This window comes from Streptomyces sp. NPDC047515 (genome assembly GCF_040643055.1).
Lineage (GTDB): Bacteria > Actinomycetota > Actinomycetes > Streptomycetales > Streptomycetaceae > Streptomyces.
This window is the reverse complement of record NZ_JBEYTM010000062.1, coordinates 18,790-35,012: the sequence shown is the minus strand read 5'-3', so window position 1 is coordinate 35,012 and position 16,223 is coordinate 18,790. Positions and strand designations below refer to the sequence as shown.

The 16,223-nt window shown below is 71.1% G+C and carries 16 protein-coding genes and 1 pseudogene; 6 read left to right on the top strand and 11 right to left on the bottom strand.

Annotated features, from left to right (window positions below; translation table 11 throughout):
* Positions 1–3 precede the first annotated feature (3 nt).
* The 6 genes from gatC to ABZ826_RS33105 form a co-directional block, all read right to left on the bottom strand.
* On the bottom strand, positions 4–300 hold the full coding sequence (gene gatC, locus ABZ826_RS33130; RefSeq protein WP_015036350.1) for an Asp-tRNA(Asn)/Glu-tRNA(Gln) amidotransferase subunit GatC: 297 nt from the start codon (positions 298–300) through the stop codon (positions 4–6).
* A gap of 319 nt (positions 301–619) precedes the next feature.
* Positions 620–2,779 (bottom strand): bifunctional diguanylate cyclase/phosphodiesterase, encoded by a 2,160-nt coding sequence (locus tag ABZ826_RS33125; RefSeq protein WP_361456772.1) that lies wholly within the window; start codon positions 2,777–2,779, stop codon positions 620–622.
* Between the two features lie 393 nt (positions 2,780–3,172).
* Positions 3,173–5,365: an NAD-dependent DNA ligase LigA gene (ligA, locus tag ABZ826_RS33120; RefSeq protein ID WP_361456769.1), complete on the bottom strand. Its 2,193-nt coding sequence runs from the start codon at positions 5,363–5,365 to the stop codon at positions 3,173–3,175.
* A gap of 30 nt (positions 5,366–5,395) precedes the next feature.
* Entirely contained in the window at positions 5,396–6,421 is a 1,026-nt protein-coding gene (locus ABZ826_RS33115; protein ID WP_361456766.1) for a methionine synthase, read from the bottom strand.
* Positions 6,422–6,468: 47 nt separating this feature from the next.
* Entirely contained in the window at positions 6,469–7,158 is a 690-nt protein-coding gene (locus ABZ826_RS33110) for an SDR family oxidoreductase (protein WP_361456763.1), read from the bottom strand.
* A 27-nt stretch (positions 7,159–7,185) separates the two neighbouring features.
* Entirely contained in the window at positions 7,186–7,725 is a 540-nt protein-coding gene (locus tag ABZ826_RS33105) for a TIGR00730 family Rossman fold protein (protein WP_361456760.1), read from the bottom strand.
* 95 nt (positions 7,726–7,820) lie between these two features.
* Here ABZ826_RS33105 and ABZ826_RS33100 point away from each other — a divergent pair, with 95 nt between their 5' ends.
* Both ABZ826_RS33100 and ABZ826_RS33095 read left to right on the top strand, forming a co-directional pair.
* Positions 7,821–8,156 (top strand): DUF427 domain-containing protein, encoded by a 336-nt coding sequence (locus tag ABZ826_RS33100; RefSeq protein WP_361456757.1) that lies wholly within the window; start codon positions 7,821–7,823, stop codon positions 8,154–8,156.
* A 94-nt stretch (positions 8,157–8,250) separates the two neighbouring features.
* Positions 8,251–9,050: pseudogene (locus tag ABZ826_RS33095) on the top strand (alpha/beta hydrolase).
* Between the two features lie 360 nt (positions 9,051–9,410).
* On the opposite strand, the gene mnmA reads toward ABZ826_RS33095, so the two are convergent.
* Positions 9,411–10,550 (bottom strand): tRNA 2-thiouridine(34) synthase MnmA, encoded by a 1,140-nt coding sequence (gene mnmA, locus ABZ826_RS33090; protein WP_361456754.1) that lies wholly within the window; start codon positions 10,548–10,550, stop codon positions 9,411–9,413.
* Positions 10,551–10,611: 61 nt separating this feature from the next.
* Between mnmA and ABZ826_RS33085 the strand changes: the two genes are divergently transcribed.
* Positions 10,612–11,304 carry an N-acetylmuramoyl-L-alanine amidase gene (locus ABZ826_RS33085; protein WP_361456751.1) on the top strand — a complete coding sequence of 231 codons (693 nt, stop codon included), beginning with the start codon at positions 10,612–10,614 and terminating at the stop codon, positions 11,302–11,304.
* Positions 11,305–11,334: 30 nt separating this feature from the next.
* Here the strand turns inward: ABZ826_RS33085 and ABZ826_RS33080 are convergent, their stop codons facing one another.
* The 3 genes from ABZ826_RS33080 to ABZ826_RS33070 all read right to left on the bottom strand — a co-directional run bounded on the left by ABZ826_RS33080 (position 11,335) and on the right by ABZ826_RS33070 (position 13,425).
* A complete protein-coding gene (locus tag ABZ826_RS33080; protein WP_361456748.1) occupies positions 11,335–12,504 on the bottom strand; it encodes a cysteine desulfurase family protein in 1,170 nt (389 codons plus the stop codon).
* Between the two features lie 304 nt (positions 12,505–12,808).
* Positions 12,809–13,177 carry a DUF4190 domain-containing protein gene (locus ABZ826_RS33075; RefSeq protein WP_361456745.1) on the bottom strand — a complete coding sequence of 123 codons (369 nt, stop codon included), beginning with the start codon at positions 13,175–13,177 and terminating at the stop codon, positions 12,809–12,811.
* A gap of 86 nt (positions 13,178–13,263) precedes the next feature.
* Complete coding sequence (locus ABZ826_RS33070; protein ID WP_361456742.1) at positions 13,264–13,425, bottom strand: hypothetical protein; 162 nt, start codon at positions 13,423–13,425, stop codon at positions 13,264–13,266.
* Positions 13,426–13,542: 117 nt separating this feature from the next.
* Here ABZ826_RS33070 and ABZ826_RS33065 point away from each other — a divergent pair, with 117 nt between their 5' ends.
* The 3 genes from ABZ826_RS33065 (at position 13,543) to ABZ826_RS33055 (ending at position 15,018) form a co-directional block, all read left to right on the top strand.
* Positions 13,543–14,169 carry a TetR family transcriptional regulator gene (locus ABZ826_RS33065; protein ID WP_361456739.1) on the top strand — a complete coding sequence of 209 codons (627 nt, stop codon included), beginning with the start codon at positions 13,543–13,545 and terminating at the stop codon, positions 14,167–14,169.
* A gap of 127 nt (positions 14,170–14,296) precedes the next feature.
* Entirely contained in the window at positions 14,297–14,611 is a 315-nt protein-coding gene (locus tag ABZ826_RS33060) for a metalloregulator ArsR/SmtB family transcription factor (RefSeq protein WP_361456736.1), read from the top strand.
* Complete coding sequence (locus ABZ826_RS33055) at positions 14,608–15,018, top strand: SRPBCC domain-containing protein (protein ID WP_361456733.1); 411 nt, start codon at positions 14,608–14,610, stop codon at positions 15,016–15,018. Before ABZ826_RS33060 ends, ABZ826_RS33055 begins: the two co-directional genes overlap by 4 nt.
* Before the next feature lie 95 nt (positions 15,019–15,113).
* Here ABZ826_RS33055 and ABZ826_RS33050 read toward each other — a convergent pair whose 3' ends face one another.
* Positions 15,114–16,136, bottom strand: a complete 1,023-nt coding sequence (locus ABZ826_RS33050; protein WP_361456730.1) for a YafY family protein — start codon at positions 16,134–16,136, stop codon at positions 15,114–15,116.
* Positions 16,137–16,223 lie beyond the last annotated feature (87 nt).

Genomic DNA, 16,223 nt, shown 5'->3' with positions numbered 1-16,223 from the left:
CTTTTAGTCCTCCCCCAGGATCTGCGGCACCTTGAAACGCTGCTGCTCCTGGGCCGGGGCGCCGGAGAGCGCCTGCTCGGGGGTGAGCGACGGACGGACCTCGTCCGCGCGCATGACGTTGGTCAGCGGCAGCGGGTGGGAGGTCGGCGGTACGTCTTGGTCGGCGACCTCGGAGACGCGGGCGACCGCGCCGATGATGTCGTCGAGCTGACCGGCGAAGTGATCGAGCTCTTCGCCCTTCAGCTCCAGACGCGCCAGCCGGGCGAGGTGGGCGACCTCCTCGCGCGTGATGCCAGGCATGCAGCGATCCTCAGGGGTTGGTGTGTGGTTTTGGCCCAATCCTATGGTGTCGGCCGCGACCGCTCCCGCCACGGGGCGAACGCCCTGGTCGGACGCCGGATTCGGGTCTGCCCGATGTCAGGCGGCACGACGGCCGCCGGGCGCCTCGGCACGCGGCCCCCGGACCGTGTACTCACCGACCGCGTGCTCCCGTGCGCCCGCGTTCACGGCGTCGCCGCCTCGCGCCCGGTGAGCGGTTCGGCGCCTGGCCGGCGTCCCGCGTTCACGGCGTGGCCGCCTCGCGCCCGGTGAGCGGTCGGGCGCCGGGCCGGCGCACCGCTCACGTCGTCGCGGGCCTCGACTCGACCGCCCGTCCGGACGCCCGTTGCTCCAGCTCGGGCGTCGCGCCCGCGGCTGCCGCTGCCGCGGCGGCGGCGGCGGCCAGTTCCGCGGGCCGTCGCCATCCGTGCTCGCCCCGCGCCCGCAGCCAGGCCGTCGCCTCCTGCGGCGGCATGGCCGCGGCGACCAGCCACCCCTGCACCGCATCGCACCGCAGATCCCGCAGCCGCTCCCAGGTCTCGTCGTCCTCGACCCCCTCCGCGACGACCAGCAGGCCGAGCGAGTGGGCGAGGTCGATGGTGCAGCGGACGATCTCCGCGTCCTCGTTGTCCACGGCCAGTCGGGCCACGAACGACCGGTCGATCTTCAGCTCGCTGACCGGCAGCCGACGCAGATGGACCAGCGAGGAGTACCCCGTGCCGAAGTCGTCGAGGGACATCTTCACGCCGTGCCCGGTCAGTCCTGCGAGGGTGTCGGCGGCGCGCTGGGGGTCCTCCAGCAGCACGTGTTCCGTTATTTCCAGCTGCAGTGCCCCGGCCGGGACGCCGTGCCGGGCGAGCCGGGCCGCCACACCGCCCGCGAATCCGGGCGTGTGCACGTCGCGCGGGGAGACGTTGACCGCGACCGGGACGAACAGCCCCTGCGCCCGCCACCGGGCGACCTGGGCCAGCGCCGTCTCCAGGACGTACTCCGTCAGGTGCGGCATCAGGCCGGACGACTCCGCGATGGCGATGAACTCGTCCGGAGGGACCCGCCCGCGCTCCGGATGCACCCAGCGGACCAGCGCTTCGAGGCCGGCCACCTGTCCGTCGAAGCGGACCTTCGGCTGGTAGTGGAGCTCCACCTCGCCGGCGTCCAGCGCGCGCCGCAGATCACCGAGCAGTCCGAGCCGATCCGGGGTGTTGCTGTCCCGCTTCGACTCGTACACCTCGACCCCCGTACGGTCGCGCTTGGCCTGGTACATCGCCACGTCCGCGCGCCGGAGCAGGCCTTCGGCGTCCAGCGCGTGGTCCGGGTAGACGGCGACCCCGGCGCTGGCCTCCAGCACCAGGGTCAGACCGTCCAGGTCCAGCGGGGAGGACAACTCGGCAACGAGGTGGCGGGCGACCCGCTGGGCACTGGTGGTGGAGCCCGCGGCCGGCAGGAGCACCGCGAATTCGTCGCCGCCGAGCCGCGCGGCCTCCGCTCCCCGCGGGAGCGCCAGTCGCAGACGTTCCGCTATCTGCAGCAGCAGCCGGTCCCCCGCCAGATGCCCGAGGGTGTCGTTGACCGCACGGAACCGGTCGAGGTCGATCAGGACGAGAGCGGATCTGGCGCCGACGGACTCGGCGTCCTCCAGGGCCGTCCAGGTGCGTTCCAGCAGCCACTGCCGGTTGGGCAGTCCGGTCAGGGGGTCGCGCAACTGCTCCTCGGCTCGCGCGCGGGCTATCCAGAGGGTGGAGTCCAGGGCGATCAGAGGGACCGCGAAGAGCGGCAGGAGTACGGGCATGGCCATCGCCACCACGCAGATCAGCGGTGCGATTCCGAGGAGGGCGACCGCGACGAGGCTCTGGCGCAGCAGCGCGGTGCGGGCGATGGTGGGCAGCCCGCCGTTCTGGGGTGCCCGCGCATACCACAGCAGGACCCGGGTGACCAGAAGATAGGTGGAGGCGGCCAGAAGGACCTCGGGGACGGCGGCGATGCCCCAGTCGAGTGGCCGCCAGGGCGATTCGACGGTCTGGACGTCGCCGAACGCGGCGAGCACCAGGGCCGCCGCGCCTATCCCCAGGATGTCCACGGCGCCGTGCAGCAGCCCCTGCCACCAGCGGTGTCTGCGGGCCGCGCCGACGAGGACGACTACGACCAGGCTGACCAGACCGGCGGGTACCCAGCCATAGAGGAGCAGCACGGCGAGAGTGAGGGCGGCCCCGGAACCGGTGCCGCCCCACCATCGGTCGCGTCCGAGCGCGACCAGATGGCCGACGACGATTCCCGTGAGGACGGCCAGGGACCACCCGGCCCTGCCGTCGGGGAAGAGCGCGCGTCCCTCGCTCACGGTCCGGTAGAAACCGGTCGTGAGCTGAACAACGGCGATCACCACGACGACGGCACCCACTTTGGGCGTGAGGCCGACGAAACCTTGCAGCCGCGACACCGGTGCGGCGCTCTCGGTCGGTTTCATTCCGTCCCTCTCACAGCCGGCGGTGCCGATGTCACCTGATGGTTCAGCTCCATGCCACCACGACCCGATTTCCCATCCCGCGGCCGGGCATGGCAGGTGCATCCCTCAACAGTAGGCCGCGGAAGGCTTTTACGGGCAGCGCTCTACAGCTCTTGCCCGAATGCGAACCAACCGTCCGTCAGCATCTGCTATGCGCCGATCGGGTGAACCCGACCTCCCGGCGACGACCCCTGCCCCTGTCCGTCCCCCTACACCCTTTCTGTGCGGTCTTGTTCACTGTTTACCCACTGATCGATGCCGATGCGGGGTTCTTGGACGGGGATCTGTCCCATTGCGTCAATTCTCCCGCGAAGATCCCGCCATATTCCGCCTATTTTCGGTCAGGGATCTGTCCTATTCCGCAGGTTCCCCGATAGGCACGGCCGCGGCGCGCGCCGCGTCCGGCCCCTCTTCGAGCAGCACGGCGAAGCCGCCCTCGTCCAGCACGGGCACCTTCAACTGCATCGCCTTGTCGTACTTCGAACCGGGGTTGTCACCGACGACCACGAAGGAAGTCTTCTTCGAGACGGATCCCGTCACCTTCGCCCCTCGGCTCTGGAGCGCGTCCTTCGCGCCGTCCCTGGTGTGGCCGGACAGCGTGCCGGTGACGACGACGGTGAGGCCTTCGAGCGGGCGCTGGCCCACGTCGTCCCCCGCCCCCTCGTCCTCCATCCGGACTCCGGCCTCCCGCCACTTGCGCAGGATCTCCCGATGCCAGTCCTCCGCGAACCACTGCTTCACCGAGGCGGCGACGATGGAGCCGACCCCGTCGGCATCGACCAGCTCCTGTTCGGTCGCCTCGTCGATCCGGTCGATGGAGCGGAACTGGCGGGCCAGCTCCTGGGCCGCGACGGGGCCCACATGGCGGATGGAGAGCCCGGTGAGAATGCGGGCGAGCGGGGCGTCCTTGGCCGCGTCGATGGCGTCGAGCATGGCGAGGGCGTTCTTCTTCGGCTCGCCCTGCTGGTTGGCGAAGACCCACGCGGTCTTCTCCTCGCCGGTCTTCGGATCGCGCTTGGGCAACCCGCTGTCCTGGTCCAGGACATAGGCCCGGATCGGCAGGAGCTGCTCGACGGTCAGCCCGAAGAGATCACCCTCGTCACGCAGCGGCGGCTCGGCGGGCTCCAACGGCTTCGTCAGAGCCGCTGCCGCGACATAGCCGAAGTGGTCGATGTCGAGGCTCTTACGACCGGCGAGATAGGCGAGGCGCTCGCGCAACTGCGCGGGACAGGAACGCGCGTTGGGGCAGCGGACGTCGATGTCGGCCTCCTTCATGGGCCGCAGTTCCGTGTCGCACTCGGGGCAGTGCGTCGGCATCACGAACGCCCGCTCGGTGCCGTCGCGCAGATCGACGACCGGGCCGAGGATCTCCGGAATCACATCGCCGGCCTTGCGGAGCACCACCGTGTCCCCGATCAGGACGCCCTTCGCCTTCACCACGTTCTGGTTGTGCAGGGTGGCGAACTCGACCTCGGAGCCCGCCACCTCGACCGGCTCGACCTGCGCGTACGGCGTGACCCGGCCGGTGCGTCCGACGCCGACCCGGATGTTGACCAGCTTGGTGTTGACCTCCTCCGGCGGGTACTTCCACGCGATCGCCCAGCGCGGCGCGCGCGAGGTGGAACCCAGCCGGCCCTGGAGCGGGATCTCGTCGAGCTTGACGACGACGCCGTCGATCTCGTGCTCCACGGAGTGCCGGTTCTCGCCGAAGTACGCGATGAACTCCCGCACCTCGTCCAGCGAGGCGACCACCTTGTTGTGCTTGGCGGTGGGCAGACCCCACTCGTGCAGCAGCTCGTAGGCGTGCGAGAGGCAGCCGATGTCGAAGCCCTCGCGGGCGCCGATGCCGTGCACCACCATGTGCAGCGGGCGGGTGGCCGTGACCTTCGGGTCCTTCTGCCGCAGCGAACCGGCCGCCGCGTTGCGCGGATTGGCGAAGGGCTTGTCGTCGGCCTCGACGAGCCGGGCGTTGAGCTCCTCGAAGGCCTCCATCGGGAAGAAGACCTCGCCGCGGATCTCGACCAGCGCCGGAACGCGGTCGCCCTTCAGCCGGTGCGGGATCTCGGCGATCGTGCGGACATTGGGGGTGATGTCCTCGCCGGTGCGGCCGTCGCCACGGGTCGCGGCCCGGGTCAGCCGCCCGTGCTCGTAGGTGAGGTTGACCGCGAGACCGTCGACCTTCAGCTCGCACAGGAAGTGGTAGTCGGTGGTGCCGACGTCCTTGGCGATCCGTTCGCCCCAGGACGCCAACTCGATGTCGTTGAACGCGTTGTCCAGTGAGAGCATCCGCTCGCGGTGCTCGACGGAGGTGAACTCCGTCTGGTACGGCCCCGCGACCTTCTGCGTCGGCGAATCCGGCGTGCGCAGCTGCGGATACGTCTCCTCCAAGGCCTCCAGCTCACGCATCAGCCGGTCGAACTCGGCATCGCTCACGACCGGCTGGTCGTTCACGTAGTACCGGAAGCGGTGCTCCTCGATCTGCTCGGCCAGGAGCGCGTGCTGCTCCCGGGCCTGTGCGGGCACTGCCATCTGCTGTTCGCCGGCCATCGTCTCGTCCTCCCGTTACCCGTTGCCCCGTTACTCAGGGTTGTCTGCGAGCGATCTCGCGGCCCGGACGCAGTGGGCGAGCGCGGCGCGCGCGTACGTGGGCGAGGCACCCGCGAGCCCGCATGAAGGGGTGATCACCACGGACTCCGTCAGAATCCCCGGATTCAGCCCCAGCCTGCGCCACAGCGTCCTGACACCCATGACGCTACCTCCCGGGTCCGACAATGCGCCCGAGGCCGGGTCGGTGCCCGGCACCACCCCGAGGAAGAGTTGCGTGCCGCCCTCGACCGCTTCCCCGATCGCATCCTCCTCACGCTCGGTGAGCAACGAGAAGTCGAAGGAGATGCCGTCGACCCCCGCCCGGCGCAACAGCCCGAACGGCACCTCGGGCGCGCAGGTGTGCACGACCGTCGCCCCGTCCCCGCCCGCGGCCAGGACATCACGCAGGGTGCCCTCCACGACCTGGCGGTCGACGGCCCGGTGGGTGCGGTACCCGCTCGCCGTCCTGACCCGTCCGCGCAGTACGGCGGTCAGTGACGGCTCGTCGAGCTGGAGGATCACCTCGGCGCCGGGCACCCTGCGCCGTACCTCTGCGAGGTGGGCGCGGAGCCCCTCGGCCAGTGAGCCCGCCAGGTCCCGGCACGCCCCCGGGTCCCCGAGCGCGGCCTGGCCGCCCCGCCGTTCCAGCGCGGCGGCCAGGGTCCAGGGCCCGACGGCCTGGACCTTGAGCGGACCCTCGTAGCCCTGGGTGAACTCCTCCAGCGCGTCGAGGTCCTCGCCGAGCCACGACCTGGCCCGGCGGGTGTCGCGTCCGGGCCGGTCGCTGATCCGCCAGCCGCTGGGCTCGACATGCCCGTACAGGTCGACGAGGAGCCCGATGGTCCGCCCGATCATGTCCGCACCGGGCCCGCGGGCCGGCAGTTCCGCCAGATGCGGCAGCCCCTCGCCGTCCCCGAAGGACCCGATGACGGTCTTCGCCGCCTCCCGCGCGTCTCCCCCGGGCATGGAACCGATTCCGCTGGCCGGGCACCCGCTGAACTTGCTGTTCTCGCTCACACGGGAAGCCTAAGGCCGTGCCCGGCCCGTCCGGTCGGCGGTGGCGGTCAGCGCCCGGGGCGCACCGTGAGGTCGTTGACCTCGGCGTCGCGCGGGAGGTCGATGGCCATCAGGATCGTGGTGGCCACCGACTGCGGGTCGATCCAGCGGGAGGGGTCGTACTCCTTGCCCTCCTGCTGGTGGGCCTTGGCCTGCATGGGGCTGGCGGTGCGCCCCGGGTAGACGGAGGTCACCCGGACGCCGTTCGCGTGCTCCTCCTGGCGCAGCGAGTCGGCGAGCGCCTTCAGGCCGTGCTTGCTCGCGGCGTACGCGCTCCACTCGGCGTGCGCGGCGAGGCCGGCACCCGAGTTCACGAAGAGCACATGGCCCTGGGCGACGCGCAGTTGCGGCAGGAAGAGCCTGGTCAGCTCGGCGGGTGCGACCAGGTTGGCGTTGAGCTGGAAATGCCACGCCTTGGGCGTGAGGTCACCGACCTTGCCGAGCTCGACGACGCCCGCGACGTTCAGCAGCGAGTCGACCCGCTCCGGCATCGCCTGCTGGGCGAACGCCCAGGAGAGCCGGTCCGGGTTGGAGAGGTCACCGACGAGCGTACGGGCGCCGGGGTGGAGCGCGGCCAGCTCCTTCGCGCGGCCGGCGTCACGGGCCAGCAGCACGGTCTCGTCACCGCGCTCCAGTAGACGACGGGTGACGGCTGCGCCGATGCCGGAGCCGGCGCCGGTGATGACATGAGTGGACATCCCGCCATGATCTCACCCGTCATCGCGTCACCGCAGGCCGGACCACTCCTCCAGGTAGGCCAGGGCGCCCACACCGTCCTTCGCGAAGAACACCAGGTCGGTCAGCGGAAGGGGCAGGAAGCCCTCGTCCTCCATCCGCTGGAACTGCTGACGCAGCCCGTCGTAGAAGCCCGCCGTGTTGAGCAGGACGACCGGCTTGTCGTGCTTGCCGTGCTTCTTCAGCTCCAGGATCTCGGTCGCCTCGTCGAGCGTCCCGGTACCGCCCACCATGATCACGACCGCGTCCGCCTTCTCCAGGAGCAGCGCCTTGCGCTCGGCGAGATCGCGCGCGATCACCATCTCGTCCGCGTTGCTCCGGGCCTTGGCGGCCAGGAAGTCGACCGACACCCCGACCAGCCGTCCGCCCGCTGCCTGCACCCCGTCGGCGACGACCTTCATCAGGCCGCTCTCCGACCCACCCCAGACCAGCGTGTGTCCGCCCCGGCCGATCAGTTCGGCGAATTCGCGGGCCGGCTGGGTGTAGCGGTCGTCGAGGTCGGCGGCGGAGAGGAAAACGCAGATATTCATGCAGCAACCGTAAAGGCCACCACTGACAGCCCCGAGGGCGGGTGGAAAACCGGCCTGCGGGGAAGAAAACGGCCCGCGTCACCGCTGAACCAGACATGACTTCCACACGAGGACACGTCATCACCGTCGAACCCGGCACCGAACATGTACGTGTGGTACGCGACGGGCAGGTGCTCGCCGAGAGCCGGCGCCCGCTCGTACTGCGCGAGACGGGTTGTCCGGCCCGCTACTACCTGCCGCCCGAGGACGTCCGCACGGAGCTGCTCACGGCCTCGGACACCCACACCCACTGCCCGTTCAAGGGCGACGCCTCCTACTGGTCGCTGCCGGACGCGGCCGATCTCGTCTGGGCCTACCCCGAGCCGAAGCCCGAAGTCGCCGCGATCAAGAACCACTTCTGCTTCTACGACACCGAGACCGTCAGCGAATGACCGTCAACCACGCCTCCGACCTGGAGAATTGAGTAATTTCAAAAAATCTCGGCGCCGGCGATGAGTTTTCGCGGGCGCCGCAGTCCACTCTCACATGGACAAGATTCTCTCCCGCGACGGCACCTTGATCGCGTATCGGCGCCGGGGTGAAGGACCGCCGGTGATCCTGGTCGGCGGGGCTCTGAGCACGGCGGCGACCGAGGCCCCCCTGGCGCGGCTCCTCGCGCCGCGCTTCGGCGTCATCACATACGACAGACGCGGCCGCGGCTCCAGCGGCGACAGCGGGCCGTACCGGGTGGAGCGCGAGATCGAGGACCTGGCCGCGCTCGTCGCGGCGGTGGGCGGGCGGGCCTCGCTGTTCGGCACGGGGGCCGGCGGGGCGCTGGCCCTGGAGGCACAGGCCGCCGGGCTCCCGGTCGACCTGCTGGCGGTGTACGAGCCGCCCTACACCCCCGGTGCCTCGGGAGAGCGGTTCAAAGCCTGCTGCACGGCTCGGCTGCACCGGCTGCTGACCGCCGGGGACCGCGCCGGGGCCGTGGAGCTGTTCCTGTCCGTGACGGGGGTCCCGGCCGACATGATCGCCCGGATGCGGAGCGCGCCGCTGTGGCGGGAGCTGATGTCGATGGCGCACACCCTCGCGTACGACGACGCGCTGCTCGGCAACGGCGCGATCCCGGCCGAGCGGCTCGCGTCCGTCACGGCGCGCACCCTGGTGGCCTGCGGCGGCTTCAGCGCCACCCCGGCCCGGCTGTCGGCCCGCGCCCTCGCGGACGCCTCCCGCGCGGACGCCACCGCACCCTGACGGGCCAGACGCGCGACTTGGCGCCCCAGGCGATCGCCCCCGTCCTGGCGGATTTCTTCACCCGCGACATGTACGCGCACCAGGCCTCCTGAGCCCACGATCCACCCCGCCCGGTCACGTCCGTACAGGGGTCGGACGTGGCCGTGCGGGGCACGTGCGAGATGACCGGCAGGGACACAACCTGACCTCGGTGTTCGCTGATTCCGGCACCGTCGTGCTCGCCTGTCGGCGGGCACGGCGCACCCTCCCCAGCGGTCGGCGACGAGTTCGAGGCAAGGTTCATGCGCCGAGCTGCGGTGACGGAGAAGGAGTACTCAACCTGACCGTCTGCCCTGGTGTCAGAACGTGTGAAGCCCCTCACGCGAGGCTTCACAGTGGGGTCAGAACGGAACGGACGATCCACACCTGCGGCCCCCATGACGGCCGCGAGGTCGGTGCCGCCCCCTCGGCCGTCAGCCGACCGCGGCTTCGTCCTCGGCCTCGGTGCGCCGCACCGTCGTCGCGATCGTCGCCGAGCCGACCACGCGGGTGCCGTCGTAGAGCACGACCGCCTGGCCGGGGGCCACGCCGCGTACCGGCTCGGTGAAGGTGACGTTCAGCGTGCCGTCGATCAGTTCCGCCGTCACCTCGGTCTCGCCGCCGTGGGCGCGGAGCTGGGCGGTGTACGTGCCGGGGCCGGCCGGGGCGGTGCCGCACCAGCGGGGCCTGATGGCGGTGAGCGCGGTGACGTCGAGGGACTCGACCGGGCCGACCGTCACCGTGTTGTTCACCGGGGAGATGTCCAGGACGAAGCGCGGCTTGCCGTCCGGGGCGGGGTGGCCGATGCGCAGACCCTTGCGCTGGCCGATGGTGAAGCCGAAGGCGCCCTCGTGGGTGCCGACCTTCGTACCGGACTCGTCGACGATGTCGCCCTCGGCGGTACCGAGCCGGCTCGCCAGGAAGCCCTGGGTGTCGCCGTCGGCGATGAAGCAGATGTCGTGGCTGTCGGGCTTCTTGGCGACGGCGAGGCCCCGGCGTTCGGCCTCGGCACGGATCTCGTCCTTGGTGGTGAGGGTGTCGCCGAGCGGGAACATCGCGTGGGCGAGCTGCTTCTCGTCCAGGACACCGAGGACGTACGACTGGTCCTTGGCCATGTCGGAGGCACGGTGCAGTTCGCGGCCGCCGTCCTCGCGCAGGACGACCGTGGCGTAGTGGCCGGTGCACACGGCGTCGAAGCCGAGCGCGAGGGCCTTGTCGAGCAGCGCGGCAAACTTGATCTTCTCGTTGCAGCGCAGGCACGGGTTGGGGGTGCGCCCCGCCTCGTACTCGGCGATGAAGTCGTCCACGACGTCCTCGCGGAAGCGTTCCGCCAGGTCCCAGACGTAGAACGGGATGCCGATGACGTCCGCGGCGCGGCGCGCGTCGCGGGAGTCCTCGATCGTGCAACAGCCGCGCGCCCCGGTACGGAAGGACTGCGGGTTCGCGGAGAGGGCGAGGTGCACACCGGTCACGTCGTGACCCGCCTCTGCGGCGCGGGCCGCGGCGACGGCGGAGTCGACACCGCCGGACATGGCGGCGAGCACACGGAGGGGGCGCGGGGAAGTCTGAGTCATAGCTCCACCAGGGTACGGGGCGCCGGGAACCGAACGCTCGCGGATATGCGTTGTGGATCACATGGGGACCAAGGGGACGTCGGGCGCCAAGCGTTTCGCGGGGGCGAAGTCCGGGCACGGCATCAGCCGGCGCGGGCTGCTGATCGGCGCCGCCGTCACGGCGGTGGGCACGGCCGCGCTGGCGCGGGAGAAGCTGGAGCACGTCTGGTGGCGGCTGCCCGGGGTGGACAAGCCCCGGACACCCGGCGAGGTGGACTACGCGCGGGCCGAATGGATATCGGCGTCTCCGGCGAACTGGCGGCGGGCCGACCGTCCCGCCGACTATCCGGTCGACCGGGTCGTCATCCACGTCACCCAGGGCGGCTACCGGGGCGCGGTGAGGGCCTTCCAGGACCCGGGGCACGGGGCGGCGGCGCACTACGTGGTGCGCAAGGACGGCCATGTGACGCAGATGATCCGTGAGCTCGATGTGGCGTTCCACGCGGGGAACAGGTCGTACAACGAACGCAGCGTCGGCATCGAGCACGAGGGCTTCGTGGACCGTCCGCAGGACTTCACGGCGGCGATGTACAGGGCGTCGGCGCGCCTGACGGCGGCGATATGCGGGCGGTACGGGATGCCGGTGGACCGCAAGCACATCATCGGGCATGTGGAAGTGCCGGGCACGGATCACACCGATCCGGGCAAGCACTGGGACTGGGACCGCTATCTGAAGCTGGTCCGGGCGGCGCGTCCGAGGCCGTCCGGCGCCTGAGGAGGGATCGGCTGCGGGACGGGCCCGGTTTCAGCTGAGCCCCGCCGTCCGCGCACGCTCCACCGCCGGTCCGATCGCACGGGCCACCTCGTCGATGTCCTGCTTGGTGGAGGTGTGGCCGAGCGAGAAGCGCAGGGTGCCCCTGGCCAGGTCCGGGTCGGTGCCGGTGGCCAGCAGGACATGGCTCGGCTGGGCGATTCCCGCGGTGCACGCGGAGCCGGTGGAGCACTCGATGCCCTGGGCGTCCAGCAGCAGCAGCAAGGAGTCGCCCTCGCAGCCGGGGAAGCTGAAGTGGGCGTTGGCGGGGAGCCGACCACCCGGGGCCGGGTCGCCGCCGAGGACGGCGTCCGGCACGGCCGCCAGCACGGCCGCGACCAGATCGTCGCGAAGGCCGCCGATCTCGCGGGCGAAGTCCTCGCGTCCGTCGGCGGCCAGACGCCCCGCGAGCGCGAAGGCGGCGATGGCGGGCACGTCGAGCGTGCCGGAGCGGACGTGCCGCTCCTGGCCACCGCCGTGAAGCACGGGTACGGGGGTGTATGCGCGGCCGAGCAGCAGCGCGCCGATGCCGAAGGGGCCGCCGATCTTGTGCGCGCTGACCGTCATCGCGGCCAGCCCGGAGCGGGCGAAGTCGACTTCCAGCTGTCCGAACGCCTGGACCGCGTCGGCATGCATCGGTACGTCGAACTCGCGGGCCACGGAAGCCAGTTCACGTACCGGCATGATCGTGCCGATCTCGTTGTTGGCCCACATCACGGTGACCATCGCGACATCGTCGGGGTTGCGCAGGATCGCCTCGCGCAGTACGTCGGGGTGGACGCGTCCGTGCTGATCGACGGGGAGGTATTCGACGTTCGCGCCCTCGTGTTCGGCGAGCCAGTCCACGGCGTCCAGCACCGCGTGGTGCTCGACCGGGCTGGCCAGCACCCGGATGCGGCGGGGGTCGGCGGCGCGGCGGGCCCAGTACAGGCCCTTCACCGCGAGGTTGTCTGCCTCGGTGCCTCCGGAGGTGAAGACCACCTCGCTGGGGCGTGCGCCGAGGGCGTCGGCGAGGGTCTCTCTCGACTCCTCGACGGTGCGGCGGGCCCGGCGCCCGGCGGCGTGCAGTGAGGACGCGTTACCGGTGACGGCGAGCTGGGCGGTCATCGCCGCGATCGCCTCCGGAAGCATCGGCGTGGTCGCGGCGTGGTCGAGGTAGGCCATGGTGGGCTCGATTCTACGAGCCCTTGGTGGGGCGTATGCCGGGCGCATCGCAGCCCGGTGCCCGCGCACCGGACAGGGCACTCGATCGCCCGCCCCGGTCCGGAGCCCGGTCCGGTCAGGGACGGCGTCGCAAGGACCGCCGGTCCGGGCCTTCGGTGCGGGGCGTCGGCGCTGGTTGCCGAGTGCGGGCTGTGCGTCTCAGCCGGGCGCCTCAGCCGTACGTGACGGCCGGGCGTCTCAGCCGTACGCGCCGGGGGCCGTACGCGTCGGGGCCGTACGCGTCGGCCGTTCCGGTCGGCCTCGGTCAGCCGGCGAAGTTCCAGGAGACGGTGCCGGTGCCGGTGACCAGGAAGGCCAGCACCACGAGGTCGGCGATGCCGAGGGCGAGCCCGAGGAAGGCGCGACCGCGACGGGAGGTGGAACGGGCGAGGGCGACGACCGCCATGACGATGGCCGCCGGGCCGAGCAGGATGTTCATCACCAGCAGGCCGACGAGCCCGAGCACGAAGGAGGCGACGGCCAGTCCGTCGGCGTCCCGGGTGCGAGCCGCACGCTCTGCGGACGGGGTCCCGGCACCGGCCTCGGTGCTGATGTCGGTACCGGTGGTGGTGGCGGGCTTCGCGGCGGTGGCGGGCTTCGCGGCGGCGCGGCGGACGGATGCGGTGAGCGTCATGGTGCGAGCTCCTTCAATCAATCGGTGATCGAGCAATCAATCGGTGATCGAGCGATCGGCGGTCGGAAGGGAATGCGGACCGGTGGTCAGCGGGGCCCGCGCTGCGCACCCCGCCACTCCCGCACGGCGAAGATCAGCAGCCAGCAGCCGATCGCGGCGGCGAGCGCGAAGGTGAGCGGGAGCGGAATCTGGACCACCGCTCCGAGCACGACTCCGAGCAGGAGCAGGGCGGCGACGAGGATGACCATGTTCAGCCTTTCTGCGGGCTCTCCACGAGCACTTGAGAGTACGACTGTTCACTGACTTGTCAGTCTAGCGCCGCACATCTCTTCCCTGCCCCGGAGAACAGTTGTTTACTGAATGGCATGAGTCACACCGTCGGCATCCGTCAGACCCAGAAGCTGAGAACCCGCCAGGCACTCCTGGACGCCGCGCTCGGACTCCTGGAGCACCAGAGCCTCAGCAGCCTGGGACTGCGCGAGGCGACCCGGGCCGCCGGACTCACGCCCACCGCCTTCTACCGACACTTCGACGACACCGCCCAACTCGGCGTGGCGCTCGTCGAGGAGACGCTGGGCAGCCTGCACGGAATGATCGGCGCGACGCTCGCCGAGACCGGCGACAGCGAGGAACGACTGGACCGCAGCGTGCGGCTGATCACGCGTCATGTCCGCGAACAGCCCGCGCACTTCCGCTTCATCGCCCGCGAGCAGCACGGCGGCGTGGGCCCGGTCCGCGAGGCCATAGCGGCCCAACTGCGGCGCTTCGCCGAGGAGGCGGCCGCGGCACTCGCCGAGGAGCCGCAGTCCCGGGGCTGGAACGACGAGGATCTGCTGATGCTGGGCGGCCTGTACGTCGACCACATGGTGATCACGGCCTCGGCCCTACTGGACGCGGGGCCGGGCGGTGAGCAACGGGTGGCGGAGGTGGCCCGCCGCCGACTGAGACTCGTCACCCTCGGCAGGCTGCACTGGCTGGACGACGCATCCTGAGGCCCTTCGACCCACCGCCTGCGCCGGCGAAGATCCCGCTACGACATCCGACAGGCCACGCCCCGACCCGGCAGGGATGCGTCGGAAATATTTGACGCGTCGGATTTTCCCGACGCATAGTGGTGTCATGCCTACCGACGTGTTCAGCGTGCTGGCCAACCCGGTGCGTCGCAGACTGCTCGAAAGTCTGCGTGAAGGACCCCGCTCCACCGGTGAGCTGGCCGGGATGTTCGAGCTCGGGAGGCCCGCGGTCTCCGAGCACCTGGCGGTGCTCCGTACCGCCGGACTGGTGCGGGAGGAGCCGCGTGGCCGGCACCGCTTCCACCACCTCGAACCGGCCCGGCTGGCCGAGGTGAGCGAGTGGCTGCATCCGTTCGAGCACTACTGGAAGCAGCGCCTGGAGGCGCTGTCCGATCTTCTGGACGAGGACAACGAGACATGACCGAGAGCAACACGATCAGCTGCGAGAAGTTCCTGCCCCACCCTCCGGCAGCGGTGTGGAAGGCCCTGACCGACCCCGATCTCCACGCCCGCTGGTGGGCCGCAGGCGACGTCAAGCCCGTCGTCGGGCACCGCTTCACCCTCGACATGGGTGGCTTCGGCAGCCAGCCCTGCGAGGTGACCGAGGTGGACGAGCAGCGTTTGCTGGCCTACCGGTTCGCCGAGGGCACGCTCGACACCACCATCACCTGGGAGCTGCGGCCGGAAGGCGAGGGCACCCGTCTCGTCCTGACTCATGCGGGCTTCGACCTGGACTCCCCGATGGGCCGGCAGGCCTATGACGGCATGGGCAGGGGCTGGCCCCATGTCCTCGGCCGCCTCGACACCGTCCTGAGCGAGGCCGCCTGACGCCCTGACGGGCGGGTCCGCGTCCGGACGGGCCTCGACCGGCGTACCGATCACCTCTGGGCCACACCTCACCGCCACCCCGCATCGGTGTCCGGTCACGGCGCCGGCCCCAAAGCCTCATCCGCCTCCGCGTACAGCGCCACGACCGCCGCCGCGTGACGGGTGAGCACGGTCCGCGCCTCCGGCGGGGAGAGCACTTCGAGGTTCGGGCCGAAGGAGAGCAGGGAGCGGGCCCACTCCACCGAGTCCACGGCCAACTCCGCCCGCACCCACTCCGCTTGTCCCTCGGCCGACGCCCACTCCCCTTCCTCCCCTTCCCCCTCGGGCCGCGGCTCCCCGGTCAGCGCACCGGCGTGCAGGCGTACGAACAGATCGAGCCGGGAACGGTGTACCCGCACCCGCAGCCGTACGCCCCCAGGCCGCTCCTCGACCTGCTTGCGCAACGCGTCCCACAGATCCGCGAGCTCCACCCCGGGCCGGCGCACGACCGCGTCGTCGGTGAGAGCGGCCCGTCGCACCCGGTCCGCCCTGAAGAGTTGCGGCACCCCGTCACGGTCCGCGACCAGGTACCAGACGCCCGCCTTCACGACGAGGCCGTACGGATCGACGGTGTAGGCGCGCGGGGTCCGCGTACCGCTGTGCCGGTAGTCCAGCCGCAACCGTCGGTCGGCGAACACGGCATCGTGCAGTTCGGCGACATCCACGACCGGGCGCGGGCCGCTCATCCAGCGCACCGGGTCGACCAGGATGCGTCTGCTGGTCAGCTCGGCGGCGGGCCGGTGCGGTGCGGGCAGGGCGGCCATCACCTTGCGCAGCGCGGACCCGAGCGCGGCGTCGAGACCGAGCGCGGCATGGGCGCCCTGCGCGGCGAGGACGAAGAGGGCGCGCGCCTCGTCGGCGGTGAGCCCGGTGACGTCCGTGCGGAATCCCGGCAGCAGCGCGATGCCACCGTGCCGCCCCCGCTCGGCGTAGACGGGGACGCCGGCGGCCGAGAGTGCCTCGATGTCGCGGTAGATGGTGCGCACGGAGACTTCGAGACGCTCGGCGAGCTCACCGGCAGGCACACGGCCGCGGGTCTGGAGCAGCAGGAGGATCGAGAGCAGCCGGTCGGATTTCACGTCACCAGCTTCCCCCGCGGCTCCGCTCGCCCGCGCCCCGCTCCCGTACGGCCAGGGTCCTTCGTTTGGATCAGGCCGGATCAGCCC

What these genes read in the sequence shown, in the direction of transcription:
- gatC (WP_015036350.1), bottom strand. Translation starts at nt 300, where the DNA reads ATGCCTGGCATCACGCGCGAGGAGGTCGCCCACCTCGCCCGGCTGGCG.
- ABZ826_RS33125 (WP_361456772.1), bottom strand. Translation starts at nt 2,779, where the DNA reads ATGAAACCGACCGAGAGCGCCGCACCGGTGTCGCGGCTGCAAGGTTTC.
- ligA (WP_361456769.1), bottom strand. Translation starts at nt 5,365, where the DNA reads ATGGCCGGCGAACAGCAGATGGCAGTGCCCGCACAGGCCCGGGAGCAG.
- ABZ826_RS33110 (WP_361456763.1), bottom strand. Translation starts at nt 7,158, where the DNA reads ATGTCCACTCATGTCATCACCGGCGCCGGCTCCGGCATCGGCGCAGCC.
- ABZ826_RS33105 (WP_361456760.1), bottom strand. Translation starts at nt 7,725, where the DNA reads ATGAATATCTGCGTTTTCCTCTCCGCCGCCGACCTCGACGACCGCTAC.
- ABZ826_RS33100 (WP_361456757.1), top strand. Translation starts at nt 7,821, where the DNA reads ATGACTTCCACACGAGGACACGTCATCACCGTCGAACCCGGCACCGAA.
- mnmA (WP_361456754.1), bottom strand. Translation starts at nt 10,550, where the DNA reads ATGACTCAGACTTCCCCGCGCCCCCTCCGTGTGCTCGCCGCCATGTCC.
- ABZ826_RS33085 (WP_361456751.1), top strand. Translation starts at nt 10,612, where the DNA reads ATGGGGACCAAGGGGACGTCGGGCGCCAAGCGTTTCGCGGGGGCGAAG.
- ABZ826_RS33080 (WP_361456748.1), bottom strand. Translation starts at nt 12,504, where the DNA reads ATGGCCTACCTCGACCACGCCGCGACCACGCCGATGCTTCCGGAGGCG.
- ABZ826_RS33075 (WP_361456745.1), bottom strand. Translation starts at nt 13,177, where the DNA reads ATGACGCTCACCGCATCCGTCCGCCGCGCCGCCGCGAAGCCCGCCACC.
- ABZ826_RS33070 (WP_361456742.1), bottom strand. Translation starts at nt 13,425, where the DNA reads ATGGTCATCCTCGTCGCCGCCCTGCTCCTGCTCGGAGTCGTGCTCGGA.
- ABZ826_RS33065 (WP_361456739.1), top strand. Translation starts at nt 13,543, where the DNA reads ATGAGTCACACCGTCGGCATCCGTCAGACCCAGAAGCTGAGAACCCGC.
- ABZ826_RS33060 (WP_361456736.1), top strand. Translation starts at nt 14,297, where the DNA reads ATGCCTACCGACGTGTTCAGCGTGCTGGCCAACCCGGTGCGTCGCAGA.
- ABZ826_RS33055 (WP_361456733.1), top strand. Translation starts at nt 14,608, where the DNA reads ATGACCGAGAGCAACACGATCAGCTGCGAGAAGTTCCTGCCCCACCCT.